Raw genomic sequence first — 21,048 nt, 5'->3', positions numbered from 1 at the left:
AGGGTGTGAGGTCCGCCGGGCCCAGCCCCGGCCCTGCGGGCCCCGCCCCCCTTCACCCCTGTCGGAAAACGCCGGAGCATGTCAAGATCAGCACAGCTCGACACCCCACCTGACCTGGAAGAACGTCACTCAAAGCTCGCCTGCTCAAGTCACCGGGAGGTACCCATGAAGATGCTGATCAACGTCGCCGAGACCGTGGTCGCCGATGCGCTGCGCGGGATGGCCGCGGCGCACCCCGAATTGGTGGTGGATGCCGAGAACCGGGTGATCGTACGGCGGGACGCGCCGGTGGAGGGGAAGGTGGCACTGCTGTCCGGGGGCGGCAGCGGGCACGAGCCGCTGCACGGGGGGTTCGTCGGGCCCGGGATGCTGGACGCCGCCTGTCCGGGCGAGGTCTTCACCTCGCCGGTGCCCGATCAGATGGTGCGGGCCGCCGCGGCCGTGGACAGCGGCAACGGGGTGCTGTTCATCGTCAAGAACTACACCGGTGACGTACTCAACTTCCAGATGGCGGCGGAGCTGGCGGAGGACGAAGGGGTGCAGGTGGCCAGCGTGCTCGTCAACGACGATGTCGCGGTGACCGACTCGACGTTCACCGCGGGGCGGCGCGGCACCGGGGCGACGCTCTTCGTGGAGAAGATCGCCGGTGCCGCGGCGGACGAGGGCATGCCGCTGGAACGGGTGGAGGCGCTGGCCCGGCAGGTCGTGGCGTCGTCGCGCAGCTTCGGCGTGGCGCTGAGCGCCTGTACGACCCCGGCCAAGGCCACCCCGACGTTCGATCTCCCGGCGGGCGAGCTGGAGTTGGGGGTCGGGATCCATGGCGAGCCGGGGCGGGAGCGCCGCGCGATGATGACCTCGCGCGAGATCGCGGACTTCACCGTGGACGCGGTCCTGGAGGATCTGGATCCGAGGCTGCCGGTACTGGTGCTGGTCAACGGCATGGGGGCGACCCCGCTGCTGGAACTGTACGGATTCAACGCCGAGGTCCGCCGGGTGCTCGACGAGCGGGGCGTGGCCGTGGCCCGCACACTCGTGGGGAACTATGTGACCTCGCTGGACATGGCCGGCTGCTCGGTGACGCTGTGCCAGGTGGACGGGGAACTCCTGCGGCTGTGGGACGCGCCGGTACAGACGCCCGCCCTTCGGTGGGGGCGGTGACACCACCGCCGCACCCGCTCCGCAGGAGGCTGCGGCGGGGCGGCATCCGTCTCCGTATCTCTTCTGTCCGTGCGGGTCCGCAGGCCCGTATCCGCTGCCTGTGGCCGTACGGCTTCCGCTTTCTTCACTCCGTGCCCGAACAACCAAGGAGAGTAGTCCGTGTCCGAAACGGTGCTGGATGCCGCGTTCTTCGTACGCTGGATGACGGCGGCCGCCGCCGTCATCGACCGGGAGGCCGACCGGCTCACCGAGCTGGACTCGCCCATCGGTGACGCCGACCACGGAAGGAATATGCAGCGCGGCTTCACGGCCGTGGTCAAGACCTTGGAGGCGGAGCCGCCCGCGACGCCCGGCGCGGTGCTGACCACCGCCGGCCGGCAGCTGATCTCCAGTGTGGGCGGGGCGTCCGGGCCGCTGTACGGGACGCTGCTGCGGCGCGCCGGCAAGGCGCTGGGCGAGGCGGCGCGCGTGTCGGCCGAGGAGTTGCGGTCGGGGCTGGCCGCCGGGGTGGACGCGGTGGGGCAGCTCGGCGGATCGGCGCCGGGGGACAAGACGATGCTCGATGCTCTGGTGCCGGGGGTCGCCGCCCTGTCGGCCTCCTTCGACGCGGCCGCCGAGGCGGCCGAGGAGGGCGCACTGGCGACCGTACCGATGCAGGCCAGGAAGGGCAGGGCGAGCTACCTCGGGGAACGCAGCATCGGGCATCAGGACCCGGGGGCGGCCTCCTCGTCGCTGCTGTTCGCGGCGCTTGCGGAGGTGGCGAAGTGAGCGCGCGGACGGCAGGCGGTACGGCCGGCGGCGAGGGCGCTCCGGTCGGGGTGGTGCTGGTGTCGCACAGCGGGCCGGTCGCGGATTCCGTGGCGACGCTGGCCCTCGGACTGGCCGGCGACGGGGTCACGGTGCCGGTGGCCGGCGCGGGCGGTACACCGGACGGCGGGCTGGGGACGAGTGCGGAGCTGATCACCAAGGCGGCACGCACGGTGGACCGCGGAGCGGGCGTGGCGATCCTGGTCGACCTGGGCAGCGCCGTACTGACCGTCAAGGCCCTGATCGCCGAGGGCGACGAACTCCCCGAGGGCGCCCGGCTGGTGGACGCGCCGCTGGTCGAGGGCGCGGTGGCCGCCGTGGTCGCCGCGTCGGCCGGGGCGGACCTGGACGCGGTCGCGGCGGCGGCCGGGGAGGCGTACGGATACCGCAAGGAGTGAAGCGCCGGGTGCGTTGCTCCCGGAAGTCGGTAACAGGCGATATGCACGCTGGTGGTGCTTGAACGGGTGAGGGCCTTCTGAGATCGGTGGGGACTGCGACAATTCCCCCCGTTCTCAGAAGGCCCGGTTTTTACGCTCGACGCGGGCGTCTCTTGCTGGTCCCGCCGGGAGGCGCGGAGGCCGGGGAGCCGCACCACCACCTCCCGCCAACTCCCGCCGGCTTCTGGGAAGTTGACCCACCCGCCAGTACCATCCGGTCGGCCAGTAGCACGCCGCTCAAGCAGCCCTCCTCGAAAGGGGCTCCTGCATGCGCTTGACCTCCCGCGTCGCACCCGCCGCCCTCGCCGTGGCCGCTCTCCTGCTCGGCGTCCTCCCCGCGCAGGCCCGGGCCCACCCCGACCGCGCCCCCGACCGGGTCACGGTCGGTGGCCGCACCTTCATCGCCGACGGCCAAGGCCGCGCGCTCCAGTGGCGCGGCTTCAACCTCGCCGACAAGAGCAGCCGAGGCGCCCACGCGTTCGCCGGCATCCACGAGAGCGACCTCGAAGGCATGGCCGCCCGGGGCTTCAACCTCGCCCGCCTCGCGTTCTTCTGGGACGACCTCGAACCCACCCCCGGGCACTACGACCGCGGCTACCTCACCAAGATGCGCCGCATCCTCGACTGGGCCGACCGCTACCACATCAAGGTCGTCCTCGATGCCCACCAGGACGTGTACGGCCCCCACTTCGGCTCCCGCGGCGTCCCCGACTGGGCCACCCGCGACGAGGGGTTACCGTTCGAGCCCATACCCGACGACTGGTTCTCCGAGTACTTCGAACCCTCCGTACAGACCGCCTTTGACCACCTGTACAAGGACGCCGACCTCCGCGCCGCGCACGCTCGTATGTGGATGACGGTCGCCGCCGCCCTGGGCGGGCACCCGGCGCTGCTCGGCTACGACCTGATGAACGAGCCGTTCGCGAAGTTCCTGGAAGGCGAAGACCTCCCCGCCGCCGCGGCCCGCTTCGAGGCCACCGAGCTCACCGAGCTGTGGAACCGGCTTGCCCGCGCGATCCGCCTGGTCGACCACAGGTCGTGGGTGTTCGTCGAACCCACCGTCATCGTCGGTCTCGGCGTCCCCACCCGGATGGGCCGCATCGACGACCCGCACGCCGGCTACGCGCCGCACTTCTACGAGACCGGGATGGAAACGGGCGCCGACTACGACCCCAACGGCACCTTCATCCCCGCCTTCGAGGCCGCGATCAGCGACTACCCGACCCGTCACCGCATGCCGGTGATCGTGGGGGAATGGGGCGGCAACCCCTACGTTCCGCACGCACGCCAGTTCGTCACCGACATGACGGCCGCCCAGGACCGCTTCTCCAGTGGCTGGACATGGTGGCAGTGGTGCCGGGGCGGCGGCTACTGCTTCCTCGACCAGACCGGCGCCGTGAAGCCCAACGCCCAGCTGCTCGTCCAGCCGTACGCGCAGGCCGTCGCGGGCGATCCGCTGACGTTCGCGTACGACCCGGCCACCCGCACCTACACGCTCACCTTCCGCACCCGCGACGACGCGGCGGGACCCACCCGGATCACCGTGCCCAGGGACACGTACCCGGGCGGCTACCGCGTCGAGGTCCAAGGCGGCGGAGCCAGTTGGGACGACCACGGCCCGACCGTCCTCGTGCGCACCCACGGCAGGGCCAAATCCACCTACCGGGTCACGATCAGCCCCAGGTAGCCCGGTCGTGGTCCTCGCGCTGCGGATCTCACGCCTTGCACCGCGGCAATGCGTGCCGCGGTGCGCGGCCACCGTCCGGGCCGTGCACGTCACCGGGCCGCCCGCTCCCGCGGGTTCAGGGTTTGCGGGCGACGCCCGCGTAGCAGGCGGCCTCCGCGTCGGTGACATGGGTGGCGTCCTCGGGGCGGTCGGGGCGCCACTGGTGGGAGAGGGTGACGCCCGGTTCCAGCAGCTCCCAGCCGTCGAAGAAGCGCAGGAAGGCGGCGCGGGAGCGGAACTGGAGCCGGGTGCCCGCGGCACCGTAGATCTTGATGATCTTGCCCATCGCCCCGGGGTCGAAGTCCGCCGTCGCATGGCTCATGGCGAGGGTACTGCCGGACGGAAGCGCGGCCTTCAGCGTCTCGACGATGGTGTGGGCGTGGTCGCGGTCGTCGTCCGGGACGAAGTGCATCAGGGCGTTCAGGCTGAGCGCGACCGGGCGGTTCAGGTCGAGGGTGTCGAGGAGCTGGGGCGCCTTGAGGATGCCGGCCGGGTCGGTGACATCGGCCTGGACGTAGGCGGTGCGTCCCTCGGGGGTGCTGAGCAGGAGGGCCGCCGCATGCGCGAGGACGATCGGGTCGTTGTCGGTGTAGACGACCCGGGCGTCGGCGGCGACGCCCTGGGCGACCTCGTGGAGGTTCGGCGGGGTGGGGATGCCGGTGCCGATGTCGAGGAACTGCCGCAGGCCGGATTCGGCGAGGACGCGGGTGGCGCGGTGCATGAACTCACGGTTGATGCGGGCGGCGACCAGCGCGGCGGGGAAGGCACTCAGCACCTCCCCGGCGGCCATCCGGTCGGCCAGGAAGTTGGTCTTGCCGCCCAGGAAGTAGTCATAGATCCGGGACGAATGGGCCCGGTCCAGCTGAAGATCCACCACGGATCCGTGCTCGCTCATCGTCTGCTGCCTCCCCAGTACGGCACCTGCCCCGGCACGCCTCCTCGGCGTGCGGTGACACCCCCTTGCGCGCCGCGCACTCCGGCCGGTGCATCAACCGCCGCCGTGCGCCCGGCTGTTGGAGCACTGCCCCGTACGTGCCGGATCATGCCGGGGCACACCGGCGGCTTCCTGCCGGGCGGCCCGGCCGGTGCCGCCCGTGGTCACATGCCAGGGTCACGCGTAGTCATATGAATACGCAGCGGCAGATTTTTGCCCGGGCGATGCCACAAACGGCTGCCCTTTCCGGTTCATTGGAGGGTGAGGGCCAACCCCCCTCCCGCGGCCGGCGGCGCTTGGGCGCCCGGCTCGGTGCACGGCGAAACGGAACGAGGCTGCCCGTGAGCGCAGACCGGGACCGACTGCGACCGGCGTGCGCCCCCGCGCATGTCCATACGGCGGAGTTAGCTCCGCTCCCCCGCGGTTCGCTCCCGGACGTCGCGCAGGACCCGTTCGACCGCCAGCTCTCGATCACCTTCGAGGCCTTCCTGGCCACGCATGCACGTAAATGGCTGACGTACGCCTATCTGCACACCGGGAGCGAGGCCGCGGCCCGTGAGGTGACCCGGGCGGCGTACGGCCGGCTCGGCCGGCTGTGGCCGCATGCGCTGCGGCAGGCCTCGGTGGAGGCGTACGCCTGGTCGGTGCTCAAGGAACGGGTGGTGGAGTGGCTGTACGACCACCAGCAGCCCACCGCCCTCACCGAGACCGCCGCGTTCGCCGTCGTCACCCACGCCCTGCTGCGCGAGTGCCAGCAGCAGTTCGCCATGCTGGAGAGCCAGTTGGGGCTGTACGCGGCCATCGCCCGGCTGCCGGAGCGGCAGTGCGATGTGATCGTGCTGCGCCATGTCATCGGGTACAGCGACGCACAGATCGGCTCCTTGCTCGGCGTCGACGAAGTCACCGTCCGCTCCTACGCAAGCCGCGGCAAGCGGAAGCTCGCCGCCGCGCTCGGTATCGACCAGGGATATTCCAGGGGGAACTGACCATGTCGCACATCTGTCCCGCGGGCCGCCGGGAAACCGTCGAGACGCTGCTCGGCGCCGCCGCGGCGGTATCCGGTTTCGATGGTCCGGCACGGTTCGGCGACCTCGATGACGCGGGGGTGCCCGGCGGTCTCGGCGCCTGTCTGCGGACTGCGGCAGCGACGCCGGACGGGTCGCCGGCGACCGAGCGGCCGGTCCGGGCCGGCCAGGGCGCGCCCAGCACCTACGCCAGCGCCCGGGACGAGGCCACCCATGAGCTCCAGCTGGCCTGTGCGCTGGTCGTCAATGCTGCGGCGGCCGCGGCGAGCCTGGAGCGGCTGGTCAACGACCACCACATCGACCCCGAGGGCGCCCTGGTCTTCGCCTGTCTGCTGCACATCACCGGCCGCCAGGACGCGGCCCATTTCTGGTGGCACTTCGGCGCCGGCGCCGGGAGCCGGACCGCCGCCTACTGTCTGTACCTCTCCCACCGCCGCAACGGTGAGTACCGCGACGCCGCCTACTGGCGCGAACAGGCCGCGCACGCGCCCGACGAGGAGCGCCGGTCGGCGGCCGCGTTCGACGAGAAGCAGCTGCTGCCGGACGCGGCGCGCCACAACCTTCTCGTCCAGTGGCACAGCGGGCTCGCCCCGACCCTGCCGAGCGCCCTGGAGAACGTGATCAACCGGCTCGTGGTGGACAGCGACGACGAGGATTTCGGTGAGATCCCCCGCCCCTCCCCCACGCTCGTCCAGGACCTCGGCCGGGCCCAGTAGCGACGCCGGGTCACCGGGGCGCGACGTCACGCCACCGGTCTGCCGCCGGCCTCATGCGTCGGCCGGTCCCTCCTTCGGTTCCTCCGCCACCGGCGGCCACTCCGGGCGGCTGGCATCGGGAACCGTGGCCAGCGCATGGCCGACGGTGGGGAAGCACGAGAAGACGCTGAGGGACTGGGTGCCGACCAGCAGCCGCAGCATCCGCACCCCGAGCGAGGCCAGCAGCAGCCTGCCCTCCAGGCGCCGGCACAGCCATTCCAGGGCGAGCAGGCAGCTCAGCCCGCGCGAGTCGCAGAAGCGCAGCGCGGTCAGATCGAGCACCAGGAAGCGGTGCCCGGCCGATACCACCGACCGTGCCTCGGCGAGGAACGCCTGCTCGGTGCGGAGGTCAAGGTCTCCGCTGACGCGCAGGACCGCGCACTCCTCCGCCTGCACGATCGCAGTGACCGCCAACGACCGCATCTCCGAGCTCATGCCGTCCAGACTAAGCGCCATGGTCCGCGGCACCACCGCTGCGGCCCTCCGGCGCACAACGGGCGGCCCCGCACTCCCCGGCTCCATGGGCCCGTACGGACCCCCTGCCAGGGCGTTACGGGCACCCGTTCGTGCAGGTGACCAAGGTGACAGCGCCCGCAGGCGGACGGAAACGGTCAAGTTTTCCGCCGCCACGGGCAGCCTTTCGCGCCTCTCCGGTTGCTATAAACCTGATGCGGGCGGAAACGGGCAGTCCCGTGACCGAACGGAATCGGGAAACCGCCAGATCCGGAAGCAGTCAGAATTCGGGCAGGAGTGAGCCATGAGGGCCGAGGAACGCCAGCACCGCATCCTCGCGCTCGCCCGGCAGTCCGGCCGGGTCGAGGTCGCCGATGCCGCGGCGGAGTTCGGGGTCGCCCGCGAGACCGTACGGCGCGATCTGAGCGAGCTGGAGCGCCGGGGCCTGATCCGGCGGACGCACGGCGCGGCCTATCCGGTCGAGAGCGCCGGCTTCGAGACCACACTGGCCCGGCGGGAGACCCAGCAGGTGGAGGAGAAACGCCGAATCGCGGCGGCCGCCGCCGCGCTGGTGGGCGAGGCCGAGACGGTCTTCGTCGACGAGGGCTACACCCCCGAGCTGGTCGCCACGCTGCTGCCCGCCGACCGTCCGCTGACCGTGATCACCGCGTCGCTGCGCACCGCGTCGCTGGTCGCGGCGTCCGAGTCGACCACCGTTCTGCTGGCCGGCGGGCGGGTGCGCTCCGGGACCCAGGCGACGGTCGGGTCCTGGGCCCGGGACATGCTCGCCCGGTTCGTGATCGACCTGGCGTTCCTGGGGGCGAACGGCATCTCCCGGGAGCACGGTCTGACCACTCCGGACCCGGCGGTCGCGGAGGTGAAGGAGCAGGCCGTCCGCTCCTCCCGGCGGCGGGTGCTGGTCGGGGTGCACAGCAAGTTCGGCGCCAGCAGCTTCTGCCGGTTCGCCGAGGTGCGTGACTTTGACGCGATCGTCACCGACGTGGGGCTGTCCGCGCCGGAGGCACATCGCTATTCGCTCCTGGGGCCGCAGGTGCTCCGGGTCTGACCGGGGCGGGGCTCCGCACGCCGGTCCCCGCAGCCCGGCACACCACATCCCCCACAGCTGACCGCCGACGGCCACCCCGGCCGACGGACGGCTCCCCGGCGTACCCGCAGGACGGCGTCGTACGCCCCGGAGCCGCCGCGGGTGCGGCCCTCGCCGGACCTCCCCGTCCGGCCGCGGCACCGCCCCTCGTCCCCCGTCCCCTCCTCGTCCCCTCCCCTCCCCTCCTCCCCCGTCCCCCCAGAAAGGCACGAGCCGTGAGAGCACGATCCCCCGGACCAGGCCGCGGCGGCCGCTCCCCAGCGCTGACCGCCCTCGCCGTCGCCCTGGCGGTGTCCGCCACCGGCTGCTACCGCGGCGCCGGTGACGCGGGCAACGACAGCCGTCACACCATCAACGTCCTGATGGTCAACAACCCGCAGATGGTGGATCTGCAACGGCTCACCGCCGAGCACTTCACCAAGGAGACCGGCATCAAGGTCCACTTCACCGTGCTGCCCGAGGACGATCTGCGCGACAAGATGAGCCAGGACTTCTCCAGCCAGGCCGGGCAGTACGACGTGGCCAGCGTCAGCAACTACGAGACGCCCATCTACGCCCGCAACGGCTGGCTCGCCCCGCTCGGTGAACGGGCCGCCAAGGACCACAGCTTCGACCAGGGCGACATCCTGAAGCCGGTCCGCTCCTCCCTCACCGCTGCGGACGGCAAGGTCTACGCGGAGCCGTTCTACGGCGAGTCGTCCTTCCTGATGTACCGCAAGGACCTCCTCAAGGCCGCCGGGCTGAAAATGCCCGCCCGGCCCACCTGGCACCAGGTCGCCGCGCTCGCCGCCAAGCTGGACGGCTCCCGCAAGGGCCTGAAGGGCATCTGTCTGCGCGGCCAGCCCGGCTGGGGCCAGCTGGCGGCCCCGCTGACCACCGTCGTCAACACCTTCGGCGGGACCTGGTTCACCAAGGACTGGCAGCAGCGGGTCGACAGCCCCGAGTTCACCAAGGCCACCCGGTTCTACGTCGATCTGGTGCGCCGGCACGGCCAGGCGGGCGCCCCGCAGGCCGGCTACACCGAGTGCCTCAACGACATGCAGCAGGGCAAGGTCGCCATGTGGTACGACGCGACGGCCGGCGCCGGGTCGCTGGAGAGCGGCGAATCCAAGGTCGCGGGCAAGGTCGGCTACGCACCGGCGCCGGTGGAGCGGACCCGTGAGGCGGGCTGGCTCTTCACCTGGGCCTGGGGCGTGCAGAAGGCCAGTACGCACCAGGACGCGGCCTGGCGGTTCATCCGCTGGGCCTCGGGCAAGGGCTACGAGCGGCTGGTGGGCCGCGAACTGGGCTGGTCGAGGGTGCCCGGCGGCAAGCGGGCCTCCCTCTACCGCAACCCCGCATACGCCAAGGCGGCCGGGGCGTTCGCCGGCCCGACCGAGCGGGCGATCAGCTCGGCCCGGCCCGACGACCCCGGCGTACAGCCGCGGCCGGCCCCCGGCATCCAGTTCGTCGGCATCCCCGAGTTCGCCGACCTGGGGACCAAGGTCTCGACCGAGATCAGTGCGGCCATCGCCGGCAAGCAGAGCGTGCCGGAGGCCCTGAAGAAGAGCCGGCGACTGGCGCAGGAGGTGTCCGATGCCTACACGCACCACTGAGCCGGCCCCCGCGGCCGAAGCGGCCGACGCGCTCCGCGCCGGCGGTACGGACACCCGCGCCCGCCGCACCGAGCGGGCGAAGAACTGGGCCCGCCGCGCGCCCCTCCTCCCGGCGCTGGTCTTCCTCGTCGTGGTCACCCAACTCCCGTTCCTGGCCACGGTGGTGATCTCCTTCACCCGCTGGAACGCACTGGCCCCCGACAACCGCGGCTTCGCCGCCCTCGACAACTACCGCGCCGTGTTCACCGACCCGGCGATGCGGGCCTCGGTGGGCACGACGGTGCTGCTGACCGTGACCGTGGTGCTGGTCAGCCTGCTGCTCGGGCTCGGTCTGGCGCTGCTGCTCGACCGTGGTTTCCGTGGGCGCGGCATCGTCCGCACCCTGCTGATCACGCCGTTCCTCGTCGTGCCGGTCGCCTCCGCGCTGCTGTGGAAGCATGCGCTGTACAACGCCTCGTACGGGCTGCTCAACGGCTCGCTGACCTGGATATGGCGGCTGTTCGGCAGCGAGCATCCGCCGCAGCCGGACTGGATGACCGACTCGCCGCTGGCCGCGGTGGAGGCGTCGCTGATCTGGCAGTGGACGCCGTTCATGATGCTGATCCTGCTGGCCGGGCTGCAGAGCCGGGCGTCGGACGCCGTCGAGGCGGCCCGGATGGACGGCGCCTCGGCCTGGGACATCTTCCGCTACCTGACCCTGCCGCATCTGCGCCGCTACCTCGAACTGGCCGCGCTGCTGGGCACGGTGTACGTGGTGCAGAACTTCGACGCGGTCTTCACCATCACGTCCGGCGGCCTGGGCACCGCCAACCTGCCGTACACCATCTACCAGACCGTCTACCAGTCCCACGACTACGGACGGGCGTCCGCCCAGGGCGTGGTGGTGGTGCTGTGTTCGCTGCTGGTGGCGACCTTCGCGCTGCGCACCGTGTCGTCCCTGCTGCGCGAGGAGGTCACGTCATGACCACCCTGTCCACCCCGCCCCCGGCCCGTGGCCGCGCCGGGTCCCCCGCCGCGCGGCGCCGGCGGCGCACCGGCAGCCTGCTGGGCCTGGCGGCCTGGCTGTGCGGTATCGCCTTCTTCCTGCCCGTCGCCTGGATGGTGCTGACGTCGTTCCACAGCGAGACGGACGCGGCGACCAACCCGCCGAGCGTCGGCGCCGGGATCAGCCTGCACGGCTACCGCGAGTTCTTCGGGGCGACGGGGGGCGGCGTCAGCCCCTGGCCCCCGCTGGTCAACTCGCTGACCGCCTCCGTCGTCTCCACCCTGCTGGTGCTGCTGCTGGCGGTGCCCGCCGCCTACGCGCTGGCCATCAAACCGGTGCGCAAGTGGAGCGATGTCCTCTTCTTCTTCCTCTCCACCAAGATGCTGCCGCTGGTGGCCGGGCTGCTGCCGGTCTACCTCGTCGCGCAGAACACCGGGACGCTCGACAGCATCTGGCTGCTGGTCATCCTCTACACCTCGATGAACCTGCCGATCGCGGTGTGGATGATGCGCTCGTTCCTCGCCGAGGTCCCGGTGGAGATGCTGGAGGCCGCCTCGATCGACGGGGCGGGGCTGACCACCACCCTGACCCGGATCGTCGCACCGGTCGCGATGCCGGGGATCGCGGCAACGGCCCTGATCTCCTTCATCTTCAGCTGGAACGAGCTGTTGTTCGCCCGGGTCCTGACCGGCGTCGTGGCCGGTACCGCACCGGTGTTCCTGACCGGACTCGTGACCAGCCAGGGCCTGTTCCTGGCCAAGGTGTGCGCCGCCGCCACCGTCATCTCCCTCCCGGTGCTCATCGCCGGGTTCGCCGCCCAGGACAAACTGGTCCAGGGCCTGTCGCTTGGAGCCGTGAAATGAAAGCCGCAGTGATCAGCGCACCCGGCACGGTCGAGGTCACCACCGTCGCGGACCCCGCGCCCGGCCCCCGCGAGGTCGTGGTGTCCGTCGCCGCCTGCGGGCTGTGCGGTACCGATCTGCACATCCTCCAGGGGGAGTTCGCGCCCACGCTGCCCGTCGTGCCGGGCCACGAGTTCGCGGGTACGGTCGTGGCGACCGGCAGCGCGGTCGCCGAACTCGCCGAGGGCGACCGGGTGGCCGTCGACCCCTCCCTCTACTGCCACGAGTGCCACTACTGCCGCATCGGCCGCAACAACCTCTGTGAGCGATGGGCTGCCATCGGGGTGACCACGGCGGGCGGCGCCGCCGAGTTCGCCGTCGCCCCGGTCGCGAACTGCGTCAAGCTGCCCGACCACGTCCGTACCGAGGACGCGGCCCTGATCGAGCCGCTGTCCTGCGCCGTACGCGGCTACGACATCCTGCGCTCGGCGCAACTGGGCACCAGCGTCCTCATCTACGGCTCGGGCACGATGGGCCTGATGATGCTGGAGCTCGCCAAGCGCACCGGCGCGGCCGGAGTCGATGTCGTCGACATCAACCCCGCGCGCCTCGCCACCGCCCGCACGCTGGGCTGCAGCAACGCGGCGGGTTCCGCCGACGAGCTGGACCGCCCGCGCGGCTGGGACGTGGTCATCGACGCCACCGGCAACGCACACGCCATCCAGGACGCCCTGGGACGGGTCGGCAAGGGCGGCACCTTCCTCCAGTTCGGCGTCGCCGACTACGCGGCGCGCGCCACCATCGAGCCCTACCGCATCTACAACCAGGAGATCACCATCACCGGCTCGATGGCCGTGCTGCACAGCTATGAACGCGCCGCGGAGCTCTTCGCGGCCGGTGCCCTGGACCCGGAGGTCTTCATCAGCGACCGCCTCCCGCTGGACCGGTACGCCGAGGCGCTGGCCCGCTTCCGAGCCGGCGAGGGGAGGAAGATCCAGGTACGGCCGTGAGCGGCGCCCGGGGCGGTCCTCGGGGGCCGCCCCGGGGGCGGGGCGGGCGCCACCTGCTGAGAGGGACGCGGAAACGTGCAGCATGCCCGGCCGCACAGCTCTTGGTTGACAGTTCGCACACCCGCGCGACAGCATCCGGCCGGTGGAGATCACCGAGCTGACCCCAGCGGAGCGCCGTGTCTGGCAGGCGTTCCCCCTCGGCGAGGGCGTCGACTTCCGGGAGAACGCCGACGAAGACGCCGCCACCGGCGCCACCTGGGGCCCCGAGCGGACCGTGCGCGCCGCGGTGCTGCGCGTGTTGCTGCTCAACGGGCCGTCCCGGGACGGCGAGATAGCGGGGCTGAAGCTCTGGGGCGCCCGCATCACCGGGCAGCTGAACCTCAAGTACGGCAGGGTTGAGCACCCGGTACGACTGCGGTCCTGCTACTTCGGGGAGACCCCGGAGCTCTACGGCGCACGGCTGCGCATCCTGGCTCTGAACGACTCGGTCCTGCCGGGGCTCACCGCCGGACACCTCCATGTCGACGGAGTGCTGCGCCTCACCTGTTGCCGTATCACGGGGCCGGTGCGGCTGGCCGGGGCGCAGATATCCGGTGCGGTCTTCGCCAATGGGGCCCACTTCGGCGATCCGGCCGCCACGGAGCCGCCGGAGGAACCCGTTCTCCAGCTGAACCACGCCGACATCGGTACCGATCTCTGGGCACCCGGTCTGGTCACCCACGGCCGGACCCGGCTGAACGGCGCCACCGTCGGCGGACAGATCACGCTCGACGACGCACAGCTCAACGCCCCCGGTGGTCACGCGCTGGAGGCCGAAACCCTCGGCGTCGGCACCGACGTACACGCGATGCGGCTGCGTGCCCATGGCCGGGTCGACCTGCGCGGCGCCCGGATCGGTGGCCAGCTCAACCTCGCCTATGCCGCCCTCGCCAACCCGGGTGGGGTCGCGTTACGCGCCAGCAGCTGCGTCGCGGGCGAGATGTGGCTGCGCGAGGCGAAGCCCATGGTGGGCACGATCAATCTGCGCCGCGCCCAGTTCGACGTACTGTACGTCCCGCCGGAGGTCTGGCCGGACGAGGTCAAACTCGACCGGCTCACCTACGGCTCGCTGCTCCCGCACCTTCCCGCCGGGGAACGGCTGCCGGTGCTGGAGCGCGAACGCGCGGGTTATGTGTCGTACTCGTACGAGCAGCTCGCAGGCGCCTACCGCGCAGCCGGGGACGAGGCCGCCGCCCGCACCGTCCAGCTGGCCAAACTCCGCCGCCACCGCCGCACCCTGCCCTGGTACGCCAAGGTCTGGGGTCACCTTCAGGACGCCACGGTCGGCTACGGCTTCCGTCCGATGCGCGCCGCCGGCTGGTTGCTGGCCCTGTTGCTCACCGGCGCCCTCGCCTTCGCCCTGCACCCTCCACACCCGCTGAAGAGCGACGAGGCCCCCGACTTCAACCCCTTCTTCTACACCCTCGATCTGCTGATGCCGATCATCGGCTTCGGACAGGAGGGGGCCTTCGCGCCGCGGGGCTGGTACCAGTGGCTCTCCTATCTCCTGGTCGTCACCGGCTGGACGCTGGCCACGACGATCGCGACGGGCATCACCCGCTCCCTCGCCCGCCAGTAGCGGGGCGTCCCCACCCCCGCCGCCGTCTGCGACGCCACCCACAACTCCCGCCGCACGGGTGGGGACCAGCTCAATGCGGCAGGCGTACGGGGGCGAGGTCACCGTGCAGGAGCGCCGTGCCGAGCGGGGTGAGGGCGTGGATGACCGAGCCTCCGTCGCGCCGGCTGCGGGCCAGGTTCGCCTCGCGCAGTGCGCTGACGTGCTCGCTGGCCGAGGGGGCGGAGACCCGTAGGCGGCGGGCCAGTTCACCGGTGGTGGCCGGGGCGTCCAGGGCGGCGAGGACGCGGGCCCTGGTCCGGCCGAGGAGGGCGGACAGCGCCTGCGGCCGGCAGTCGCGGGTGGAGGCAGGCGCCCAGTCCGTGGCGTGCTGGACGGGATAGACCAGGACCGGCGGGAGGCCGGGGTCGGCGAGCGCGATGGGTCTGTGCCAGCAGAAGTGGGAGGGGATCAGCCGCAGTCCGCGGCCGCCCAGGCGCAGATCGCGGTCCCGGGGGTAGTCGACGTGCAGGACCGGCGGCTCCCAGCGGATCGCGGGCCGGAAGGTGCCCAGCATGCCGTCGACGCCGTCGCGGCAGAGTATGCGGGTGCGGCCGCCCCGGTCGCAGTCGACGGTGGCGGCCGCGCCCGTCCAGTCGGGGGCGATCACCGCGCGGTACACCTGCCCGAACGCGGCGGCCAGCTCGTCGAGCGGCTGCCGGTCTCCGCCGGCCAGCGCGGCGGTCCAGCGCGGGAGCCGGGCCGGCAGCCCCGCCCTGGCGCACTCCGCGGTCAGCCGGACCCGGGGGGTGTCGCACAGCGCCTGAAGCCCCGCGGCCAGTCCGTCCCGGGCGGCGTCGGGGGTGAGGAAGTCCGGGAAGTAGCGGGCGTCGGCCGGGGCCAGCATGCTGATCAGCCGCGCGGCGCGGGTCAGGCCCCGCTCGTCCAGCTCGCGGCGCGCACGGGCCCGCCAGGCACCGAACACCGGCACCCCGCGTCCCGGCGGCACCAGCTGGTGCAGGGCGAGCACCGTTTCCCACAGTGGATCGGGTTCGGCGGCGATCTGTACCCGCGCGATGTCCCGGTCGTCGAAGTGCAGACGCAACATGCGGCCCCCGCGGCATGCTCATGACCCCGTGGCCAGGGCCCCCGTGCGGGGCCTGTGGTACGGCCCCGCCGCAAGCCTGACCGGCGGCAACGGCGGTGTCCAGGGCGGGTGGTGGCCCGTGGGGTGCGCGGGTGGTGGAGGCCGGGAGCGCGGCGCGCCCGGCTCAGGCCCCGCCCCGTTCAGGCCCCGTCCCGCTCAGGCCCCGTCCCGCTCAGGCCTGGCCCGCTCAGGCCTGGCCCGCGAGCCGTTCCGTCAGCCGCTCCAGGAACACCCGCTGGCCCGCCACCAGGCGCCCGTGCGCCTCGTGCGGGGTGAACCAGGCGACCCGGTCGATCTCGGGGAAGGTGCCGGTCACTCCGGATCCGCGCGGCCATTCCATGGCGAAGGTGCCCGGCACGATCCGCTCCGGGTCGAGATCGCTCTCGACGGCCCACACCGTCACCACCTTGCCACTCGCCTGGCGGGCCTCGCCCAGCAGGACACCGGGCCCGTCGGGGGGCGGCAGGCCCAGCTCCTCCTCGAACTCCCGCCGGGCCGCGTCCCGCGCCTCCTCCGGCGGCAGGTACTCGCCCTTGGGCACCGACCACGCCGCGGCGTCCCGCCGTTCCCACAACGGCCCGCCCATGTGCGCCAGCAGCACCTCGACACCGCCGTCCGCGGTGCGCCGGTACAGCAGCAGCCCGGCGCTGCGCTTCCCCGGCACGGCTAGCCCTCCCCGCCGCCGTGCGCGGCGAGCACCGTCTCCACGGTGTCCGCCTCGGCCGCCGTCTTGTCCTCCCGGTAGCGCACCACCCGGGCGAAGCGCAGGGTCACGCCCGCCGGGTAGCGCGTGGACGTCTGCAGGCCGTCGTAGGCGATCTCGACGACGAGTTCCGGACGCACCGTCACCACCTGGCCGTCGTCCGCCACGGCGAGTTCCCGCAGCCGCTCGGTCTGCCAGCGCAGGGTGGCGTCGGTGAGCCCCTTGAAGGTCTTGCCCAGCATCACGAATCCGCCGTCCGGCCCGCGCGCGCCGAGGTGGAGGTTGGACAGCTTCCCGGTACGCCGGCCGTGGCCCCACTCCGCCGCGAGCACCACCAGGTCCAGGGTGTGCACGGGCTTCACCTTCAGCCAGGCGGCACCCCGGCGGCCCGCGCTGTAGGGGGCGTCCAACGCCTTGACCACGACGCCCTCGTGGCCCCGGCGCAGGGTCCGCGACCAGAACTCCTCGGCGGCCGCGCGGGCCGCGGCGTCGGACGGGTCGGCGACCACCTGGCGGCGCACCCGCAGATGCTCGGGCACCAGCCGGGCCAGTTCCGCGTGCCGCTGTGCGCCGGGCAGTTCCAGCAGGTCGCGGCCGTCGACCGAGAGGAGGTCGAAGAAGACCGGGGACAGTGGCAGCGCGGCCTGCGCCGCGGTGACGTCCACCCGCGAGCCGAAGCGTCCCGCGACCCGCTGGAAGGGCAGCGGGCGGCCCTCGCCGTCCAGCGCGATCACCTCGCCGTCGAGGATGAAGCGGTCGGCCGGCAGCTCCCGGGCGAGGGCGGTGACCTCGGGGAGCCGGTCGGTGACCTCGTCCAGGGTGCGGGTGTGGATCCGTACGTCCGGCCCCTGCCGGTGCACCTGGACGCGGATGCCGTCCAGCTTCTCCTCGACCGCGCAGGCGCCGAGCTTGTCCACCGCCTCGGCCACCGTCTTGGCGGTGTGCGCCAGCATCGGCCCCACGGGCCGCCCGACGGTGAGCCGGAACTCCGCGAGCGCCGGCCGCCCCTCGGCCAGCAGCGCCCGTGCCACGTCCTGCAGGGAGCCCGCCAGCATCACGGCCCGGCGGACATCGGCCGCGGGCACCTCGGTGGCGGCGGCCAGCCCTTCGACCGCGATGGCGTCCAGCGCGCCCTGCCGCACCTCGCCGGTGAGCAGGCCGACCAGGAAGCGCTGTTCCTCCCGGGTCGCCGCGGCCAGCAGCTCCCGGACCAGCCGGCGCCGCTCGTCCTGCGCTCCGGCGCCCGAGACCCGCGCCAGCCCGGTCAGCGCGGTATCCACCTCGCGCACGGTCAGCGTGGCGCGTTCCGCGGCCGCCACCGGCTCGCGCAGCACGCTCCAGCCGACCCCGATCCGCCCCTGGGGCAGCCGCCCGGCCAGATACGGGATGACCACCGGGACGTCCTGCGGCGCGGCGGCCCGGAACAGCCCGGCGAGCAGCGCGATCTTCCGCGAACGCGCCGATGTCGCCGCGACATCGGCGGAGACCTGTGCGAGAGCGGCCAGCAGCATAGGGCCATGGTGCCCCCGCGGCGCCGGGGCCGCTCCCCCGGGCGCCGCGCCGCACCGGCCGCGGCCCCGCGCCCGGGCCGGGCCGGCCCCGCGTCAGGGGGCGAGATACGAGTGGAAGAGGTTGTCCGGGTCCCACTGCGCCTTGATCTCCTGCAGGCGGTCCCAGGCGGCGGGGGTGTACGAGCGCCGGGCCCGTGCGGCGTCGGCTTCCAGGTCCGTTTCGGCGATGTAGCGGAAACCGTCGCCCTGCGGGTCAGCCGCGGCCATCGCCTCGCGCAGCCAGCGCACCTGGGCCTCGTCCTCGGCCGGGTCCTCCCAGATCGCGTAGCAGACGAGGTAGGACTCGCCGAGCGGGGAGAAGGCCATGTTCCGCAGCAGAGCGGGGTGCTCGGAGACCGGCAGCACCGGGGAGAGCACCAGGGACTTCCCGGAGGGGGCGTCGGCCACCGCATCGGCGATACGGGTCAGCTGGGTGGCGTAGCTCTCCGGTGACCACAGGGTGTCCGCCGCATACCGGTGGGCCGGCGGCCAGGCGGACATCGCGCCCTCGTGGAGTGCGGCGAAGGAGGTCGGCGCGGCCGGCTGCCGGTCTGTGGCGAGCTCGCCGAAGGGGCAGCCGGTGAACGGCTCCAGCGCCTGCAGGGCCTCGCTGCGTGCCGTGGCGAAGGCGGTCGCGGCGACCGTGATCCGGGGCCCGGCCGGCGCCGTGCCGGCCTGCGGACCGGAGGGCATCAGGACGAAGGCCGTCTCGACGTACGGCGGGAGCCCGCGCGCGGTCCGCTCCGCCCACCGGGCCACCCGGGCGACCTCGGTCAGCGGGAAGGTCAGGGAGGTCGTCATGATCGAGGCGGGGTGGGGGTGCAGGGCGAGGCGGAAGCGGGTGACGACCGCACAGAATCCCGGCCCGGCGCCCCGCGCGGCCCAGAAGAGGTCGGGGTTCTCGGTATCGCTGCAGGTGACCGTCCGGCCGTCGGCGGTGACGGCCCGGATCTCCAGGACGTCGGCGCAGGACGCGCCCCAGGCCCGGGAGTTCCAGCCCAGGCCGCCGCTGAGCAGGAACCCGCCGACCGCCACGGTGGGGCAGTGGCCGACGGGGAACGCCAGGTCCCGTGGGGTGAGCGCCGCGACGAGTTCGCGGCCGGTGACGGCGGGCCCCACCGTGGCCGTCGCCGGGGCGTCGCCGGCCGCGGGCGCGATATGGCACTCCCGGAGCGCGGAGAGGTCGAGCAGCAGTCCGCGGTCGCGCAGCGGCGAGCCGGACCAGTTGTGCCCGCCGGAGTACATCGAGATCCGCAGTTCCCGGGTGCGGGCGTAGGTGACGGCGTGTGCCACGTCCGCTTCCGTGGCGGTGCGCACGATGACCTCGGGGAACCGCTCGGGCCGGCGCTCGTTCCACACGGCGGCGGACCGGGCGGCTTCGTAGCCGGCCTCGCCCCGCGTCACCGGTGTGCCGGGGAAATCCTCCTCCGCCGCTGCCGGTTTCCGTGGGCACATCGTGGCCTCCTCACCAGATCTGGTGGGTGATCAGTCCGAAGACACCGATGGACACCAGGTAGCCGAGCAGCATCAGCCCCACACCCAGCACCTGTTCCTTGCGGCCGGTGGCCCGGGAGGGCACCAGCCAGAAGGCGAACGCCCGGTTGACGAGCGGCATCAGCAGCCAGGTCAGCGCGCTGACGCTCAGGACGTTGGACAGGAACAGGCCGATGTACTCACGGATGGTGAGCTTCTCCAGCCCCACTCCCACGGTCAGGTTGAGCACCATCACCGTCGGATAGAGCGCCAGGACGACGGACATCGCCTGTTTCCAGTTGGGCGGCGCACCGTCCCTGCGGTCGAACTGGAACCACCCGCTGAACGCCGAACCGACCTTGCGCACGTCGTACGAGGTGAAGTACTTCCGCCCCTCCGCCAGGAGTTTCGTGCGCACCTCGGAGTGGAGCCAGTCGTCGAGGTGTGCGCGGGAGTCGAACCGGAAGACGACGACCCAGTGGTCCTGTACGCCCTCCACGGGTTTGAACAGTTCGGATCCCATGAAGCCCGGCGCCTTCTCCTGCGCCACGAGCGTCTTCTCCTGCCAGCGCAGGAACTGCTGCTCCTGTCCCGGTCTGACCTCGTGGGAGATGACGGCCGTGACCACGTCGGTAGCCGGCCGTGCGGGACTGCCGCCCCGCAGCACCTCCTGCGTCGGTGGCCCTTGGAAGAGTCCGCTCGCCTCGTCGAGCAGTTCCCGGCGCCGCCCCGACTCCAGCCACGCGGTCAGACAGTCCATTCCGGAAAAGCGAAATACGGCCACCCATTCGTTTTCTTCGCCGGCGCCGGGAGGATACACCTCGGCGTCCACGAAACCCTCGAATTCACGCGCGGCCTGATTCGTTCTGTCCTGCCAACGCCGGTACTCCTCGGTGCGGCCTTCGCGCACCTTCTGCGAGGTCACCACGGTGGCGATGTCTGCCGTGGAATCACGGCTTGCACGGGCACTCACCTTGAGTAGCCTAGTACAGAAGAGATTTACCCGGCAAATGGGGCATTTGCCTAACCGTTCCGCAGAGGAATCGATGCCGATCGGAGACTCCGTAATGGAACACAAAGAACTTCTCGCAGAGGCTGTACGGCTCGCCACGGAATCCGTGGAGAACGGCTGGGGCGGCCCGTTCGGCGCGGTGCTCACGCGGGACGGGAACATCGTCGCCCGCGGGCAGAACCGTGTGCTGCTGACCGGCGACCCCACCGCGCACGCCGAGATGGAAACCATCCGGAAAGCCATACAGATCCTCAACCCGGAAGCTCCGAGCATCGCCGTGGCGCATCAGAACGAGAGCACGCTGGAGTACGTCCCGCGGCCGCCCGGGTCACCGGACCCGGTCCCGGAGCGGGCCCGGATGCTCCAGGGCACCTCGATCTACATCAGCGGCGCGCCCTGCCCCATGTGCATGAGCGCCATCTACTGGTCGCGTATCGACGCCGTCTACTACAGCTGCGACCTCGAGGACACCGCGAAGATCGGCTTCGACGACACGTTCCAGTACGAGGACTTCAAGAGGCCGCTCGACGAGCGCCGGATCAAGATCGAGCAGATCTACCCCGAGATGGGCGCCGAGTCGTACGCGGCCTGGATGAACCGGGCGGACAAGCACCCGTACTGACGGAGGGTCACCAGCCGGCACCGCACCGGCGGAACACGGCACGGCCGGTGGCGGCCGCCCGGAGCACCGGGCGGCCGCCACTTCGCGGGACGCGACCCGGGCCGGGCGTGTGCGG

20 protein-coding genes are annotated in these 21,048 nt (G+C 72.2%); 13 read left to right on the top strand and 7 right to left on the bottom strand.

Going from position 1 to position 21,048, the window contains the following annotated elements:
- Window positions 1–165: 165 nt before the first annotated feature.
- From dhaK to ABZ851_RS04195, 4 genes are all read left to right on the top strand, one after another.
- Window positions 166–1,158 carry a dihydroxyacetone kinase subunit DhaK gene (gene dhaK / locus ABZ851_RS04210; protein ID WP_361121909.1) on the top strand — a complete coding sequence of 331 codons (993 nt, stop codon included), beginning with the start codon at window positions 166–168 and terminating at the stop codon, window positions 1,156–1,158.
- A gap of 171 nt (window positions 1,159–1,329) precedes the next feature.
- Window positions 1,330–1,926, top strand: coding sequence for a dihydroxyacetone kinase subunit DhaL (dhaL, locus tag ABZ851_RS04205; RefSeq protein WP_361123682.1), 597 nt, complete (start codon window positions 1,330–1,332; stop codon window positions 1,924–1,926).
- The gene (locus ABZ851_RS04200; RefSeq protein ID WP_311623803.1) at window positions 1,923–2,363 is read left to right on the top strand and encodes a PTS fructose transporter subunit IIA; all 441 of its coding nucleotides are present in this window, start codon (window positions 1,923–1,925) and stop codon (window positions 2,361–2,363) included. Before dhaL ends, ABZ851_RS04200 begins: the two co-directional genes overlap by 4 nt.
- Before the next feature lie 307 nt (window positions 2,364–2,670).
- Entirely contained in the window at window positions 2,671–4,089 is a 1,419-nt protein-coding gene (locus ABZ851_RS04195; protein WP_361121906.1) for a cellulase family glycosylhydrolase, read from the top strand.
- 115 nt (window positions 4,090–4,204) lie between these two features.
- Here ABZ851_RS04195 and ABZ851_RS04190 read toward each other — a convergent pair whose 3' ends face one another.
- Complete coding sequence (locus tag ABZ851_RS04190; protein WP_361121903.1) at window positions 4,205–5,023, bottom strand: SAM-dependent methyltransferase; 819 nt, start codon at window positions 5,021–5,023, stop codon at window positions 4,205–4,207.
- Window positions 5,024–5,403: 380 nt separating this feature from the next.
- On the opposite strand from ABZ851_RS04190, the gene ABZ851_RS04185 reads away from it, so the two are divergent.
- Both ABZ851_RS04185 and ABZ851_RS04180 read left to right on the top strand, forming a co-directional pair.
- Window positions 5,404–6,048, top strand: coding sequence for a sigma-70 family RNA polymerase sigma factor (locus ABZ851_RS04185; protein ID WP_361121900.1), 645 nt, complete (start codon window positions 5,404–5,406; stop codon window positions 6,046–6,048).
- A gap of 2 nt (window positions 6,049–6,050) precedes the next feature.
- Window positions 6,051–6,803, top strand: a complete 753-nt coding sequence (locus tag ABZ851_RS04180) for a hypothetical protein (protein WP_361121898.1) — start codon at window positions 6,051–6,053, stop codon at window positions 6,801–6,803.
- Between the two features lie 51 nt (window positions 6,804–6,854).
- On the opposite strand, the gene ABZ851_RS04175 is transcribed toward ABZ851_RS04180, so the two are convergent.
- Window positions 6,855–7,277 (bottom strand): STAS domain-containing protein, encoded by a 423-nt coding sequence (locus tag ABZ851_RS04175; protein ID WP_241721176.1) that lies wholly within the window; start codon window positions 7,275–7,277, stop codon window positions 6,855–6,857.
- Window positions 7,278–7,599: 322 nt separating this feature from the next.
- On the opposite strand from ABZ851_RS04175, the gene ABZ851_RS04170 reads away from it, so the two are divergent.
- The 6 genes from ABZ851_RS04170 to ABZ851_RS04145 all read left to right on the top strand — a co-directional run bounded on the left by ABZ851_RS04170 (window position 7,600) and on the right by ABZ851_RS04145 (window position 14,450).
- Window positions 7,600–8,361 carry a DeoR/GlpR family DNA-binding transcription regulator gene (locus ABZ851_RS04170; protein WP_336048844.1) on the top strand — a complete coding sequence of 254 codons (762 nt, stop codon included), beginning with the start codon at window positions 7,600–7,602 and terminating at the stop codon, window positions 8,359–8,361.
- A gap of 254 nt (window positions 8,362–8,615) precedes the next feature.
- Window positions 8,616–9,995: a sugar ABC transporter substrate-binding protein gene (locus ABZ851_RS04165; RefSeq protein WP_361121894.1), complete on the top strand. Its 1,380-nt coding sequence runs from the start codon at window positions 8,616–8,618 to the stop codon at window positions 9,993–9,995.
- Complete coding sequence (locus tag ABZ851_RS04160; protein ID WP_361121891.1) at window positions 9,976–10,959, top strand: sugar ABC transporter permease; 984 nt, start codon at window positions 9,976–9,978, stop codon at window positions 10,957–10,959. The genes ABZ851_RS04165 and ABZ851_RS04160 overlap by 20 nt, the downstream gene beginning before the upstream one ends.
- The gene (locus ABZ851_RS04155; RefSeq protein WP_361121888.1) at window positions 10,956–11,843 is read left to right on the top strand and encodes a carbohydrate ABC transporter permease; all 888 of its coding nucleotides are present in this window, start codon (window positions 10,956–10,958) and stop codon (window positions 11,841–11,843) included. The genes ABZ851_RS04160 and ABZ851_RS04155 overlap by 4 nt, the downstream gene beginning before the upstream one ends.
- Window positions 11,840–12,832: a zinc-dependent alcohol dehydrogenase family protein gene (locus ABZ851_RS04150; RefSeq protein ID WP_361121885.1), complete on the top strand. Its 993-nt coding sequence runs from the start codon at window positions 11,840–11,842 to the stop codon at window positions 12,830–12,832. Before ABZ851_RS04155 ends, ABZ851_RS04150 begins: the two co-directional genes overlap by 4 nt.
- A gap of 142 nt (window positions 12,833–12,974) precedes the next feature.
- Window positions 12,975–14,450 (top strand): membrane-associated oxidoreductase, encoded by a 1,476-nt coding sequence (locus tag ABZ851_RS04145; RefSeq protein ID WP_361121882.1) that lies wholly within the window; start codon window positions 12,975–12,977, stop codon window positions 14,448–14,450.
- Between the two features lie 70 nt (window positions 14,451–14,520).
- Here the strand turns inward: ABZ851_RS04145 and ABZ851_RS04140 are convergent, their stop codons facing one another.
- The 5 genes from ABZ851_RS04140 to ABZ851_RS04120 form a co-directional block, all read right to left on the bottom strand.
- Entirely contained in the window at window positions 14,521–15,534 is a 1,014-nt protein-coding gene (locus ABZ851_RS04140; RefSeq protein ID WP_361121879.1) for a winged helix-turn-helix domain-containing protein, read from the bottom strand.
- Window positions 15,535–15,760: 226 nt separating this feature from the next.
- Window positions 15,761–16,237 carry an NUDIX domain-containing protein gene (locus ABZ851_RS04135; RefSeq protein ID WP_361121876.1) on the bottom strand — a complete coding sequence of 159 codons (477 nt, stop codon included), beginning with the start codon at window positions 16,235–16,237 and terminating at the stop codon, window positions 15,761–15,763.
- 2 nt (window positions 16,238–16,239) lie between these two features.
- Window positions 16,240–17,787, bottom strand: a complete 1,548-nt coding sequence (locus tag ABZ851_RS04130; RefSeq protein ID WP_361121873.1) for an ATP-dependent DNA ligase — start codon at window positions 17,785–17,787, stop codon at window positions 16,240–16,242.
- 93 nt (window positions 17,788–17,880) lie between these two features.
- Complete coding sequence (locus ABZ851_RS04125; RefSeq protein ID WP_361121870.1) at window positions 17,881–19,281, bottom strand: FAD-binding oxidoreductase; 1,401 nt, start codon at window positions 19,279–19,281, stop codon at window positions 17,881–17,883.
- A 10-nt stretch (window positions 19,282–19,291) separates the two neighbouring features.
- A complete protein-coding gene (locus ABZ851_RS04120) occupies window positions 19,292–20,272 on the bottom strand; it encodes an antibiotic biosynthesis monooxygenase (RefSeq protein WP_361121867.1) in 981 nt (326 codons plus the stop codon).
- A 94-nt stretch (window positions 20,273–20,366) separates the two neighbouring features.
- On the opposite strand from ABZ851_RS04120, the gene ABZ851_RS04115 reads away from it, so the two are divergent.
- The gene (locus ABZ851_RS04115; RefSeq protein WP_361121864.1) at window positions 20,367–20,933 is read left to right on the top strand and encodes a nucleoside deaminase; all 567 of its coding nucleotides are present in this window, start codon (window positions 20,367–20,369) and stop codon (window positions 20,931–20,933) included.
- Window positions 20,934–21,048 lie beyond the last annotated feature (115 nt).

Source organism: Streptomyces sp. NPDC047049, assembly GCF_040643995.1.
GTDB lineage: Bacteria > Actinomycetota > Actinomycetes > Streptomycetales > Streptomycetaceae > Streptomyces > Streptomyces mooreae.
Note: the sequence above shows the minus strand (reverse complement) of the source record. Positions and strands in the feature narration are given on the sequence as shown.

Excerpts from the sequence above, each read along its gene's own strand:
- dhaK (WP_361121909.1), top strand. The coding sequence starts at position 166 with ATGAAGATGCTGATCAACGTCGCCGAGACCGTGGTCGCCGATGCGCTG.
- ABZ851_RS04195 (WP_361121906.1), top strand. The coding sequence starts at position 2,671 with ATGCGCTTGACCTCCCGCGTCGCACCCGCCGCCCTCGCCGTGGCCGCT.
- ABZ851_RS04190 (WP_361121903.1), bottom strand. The coding sequence starts at position 5,023 with ATGAGCGAGCACGGATCCGTGGTGGATCTTCAGCTGGACCGGGCCCAT.
- ABZ851_RS04180 (WP_361121898.1), top strand. The coding sequence starts at position 6,051 with ATGTCGCACATCTGTCCCGCGGGCCGCCGGGAAACCGTCGAGACGCTG.
- ABZ851_RS04175 (WP_241721176.1), bottom strand. The coding sequence starts at position 7,277 with ATGAGCTCGGAGATGCGGTCGTTGGCGGTCACTGCGATCGTGCAGGCG.
- ABZ851_RS04170 (WP_336048844.1), top strand. The coding sequence starts at position 7,600 with ATGAGGGCCGAGGAACGCCAGCACCGCATCCTCGCGCTCGCCCGGCAG.
- ABZ851_RS04160 (WP_361121891.1), top strand. The coding sequence starts at position 9,976 with ATGCCTACACGCACCACTGAGCCGGCCCCCGCGGCCGAAGCGGCCGAC.
- ABZ851_RS04155 (WP_361121888.1), top strand. The coding sequence starts at position 10,956 with ATGACCACCCTGTCCACCCCGCCCCCGGCCCGTGGCCGCGCCGGGTCC.
- ABZ851_RS04150 (WP_361121885.1), top strand. The coding sequence starts at position 11,840 with ATGAAAGCCGCAGTGATCAGCGCACCCGGCACGGTCGAGGTCACCACC.
- ABZ851_RS04140 (WP_361121879.1), bottom strand. The coding sequence starts at position 15,534 with ATGTTGCGTCTGCACTTCGACGACCGGGACATCGCGCGGGTACAGATC.
- ABZ851_RS04130 (WP_361121873.1), bottom strand. The coding sequence starts at position 17,787 with ATGCTGCTGGCCGCTCTCGCACAGGTCTCCGCCGATGTCGCGGCGACA.
- ABZ851_RS04125 (WP_361121870.1), bottom strand. The coding sequence starts at position 19,281 with ATGTGCCCACGGAAACCGGCAGCGGCGGAGGAGGATTTCCCCGGCACA.
- ABZ851_RS04115 (WP_361121864.1), top strand. The coding sequence starts at position 20,367 with ATGGAACACAAAGAACTTCTCGCAGAGGCTGTACGGCTCGCCACGGAA.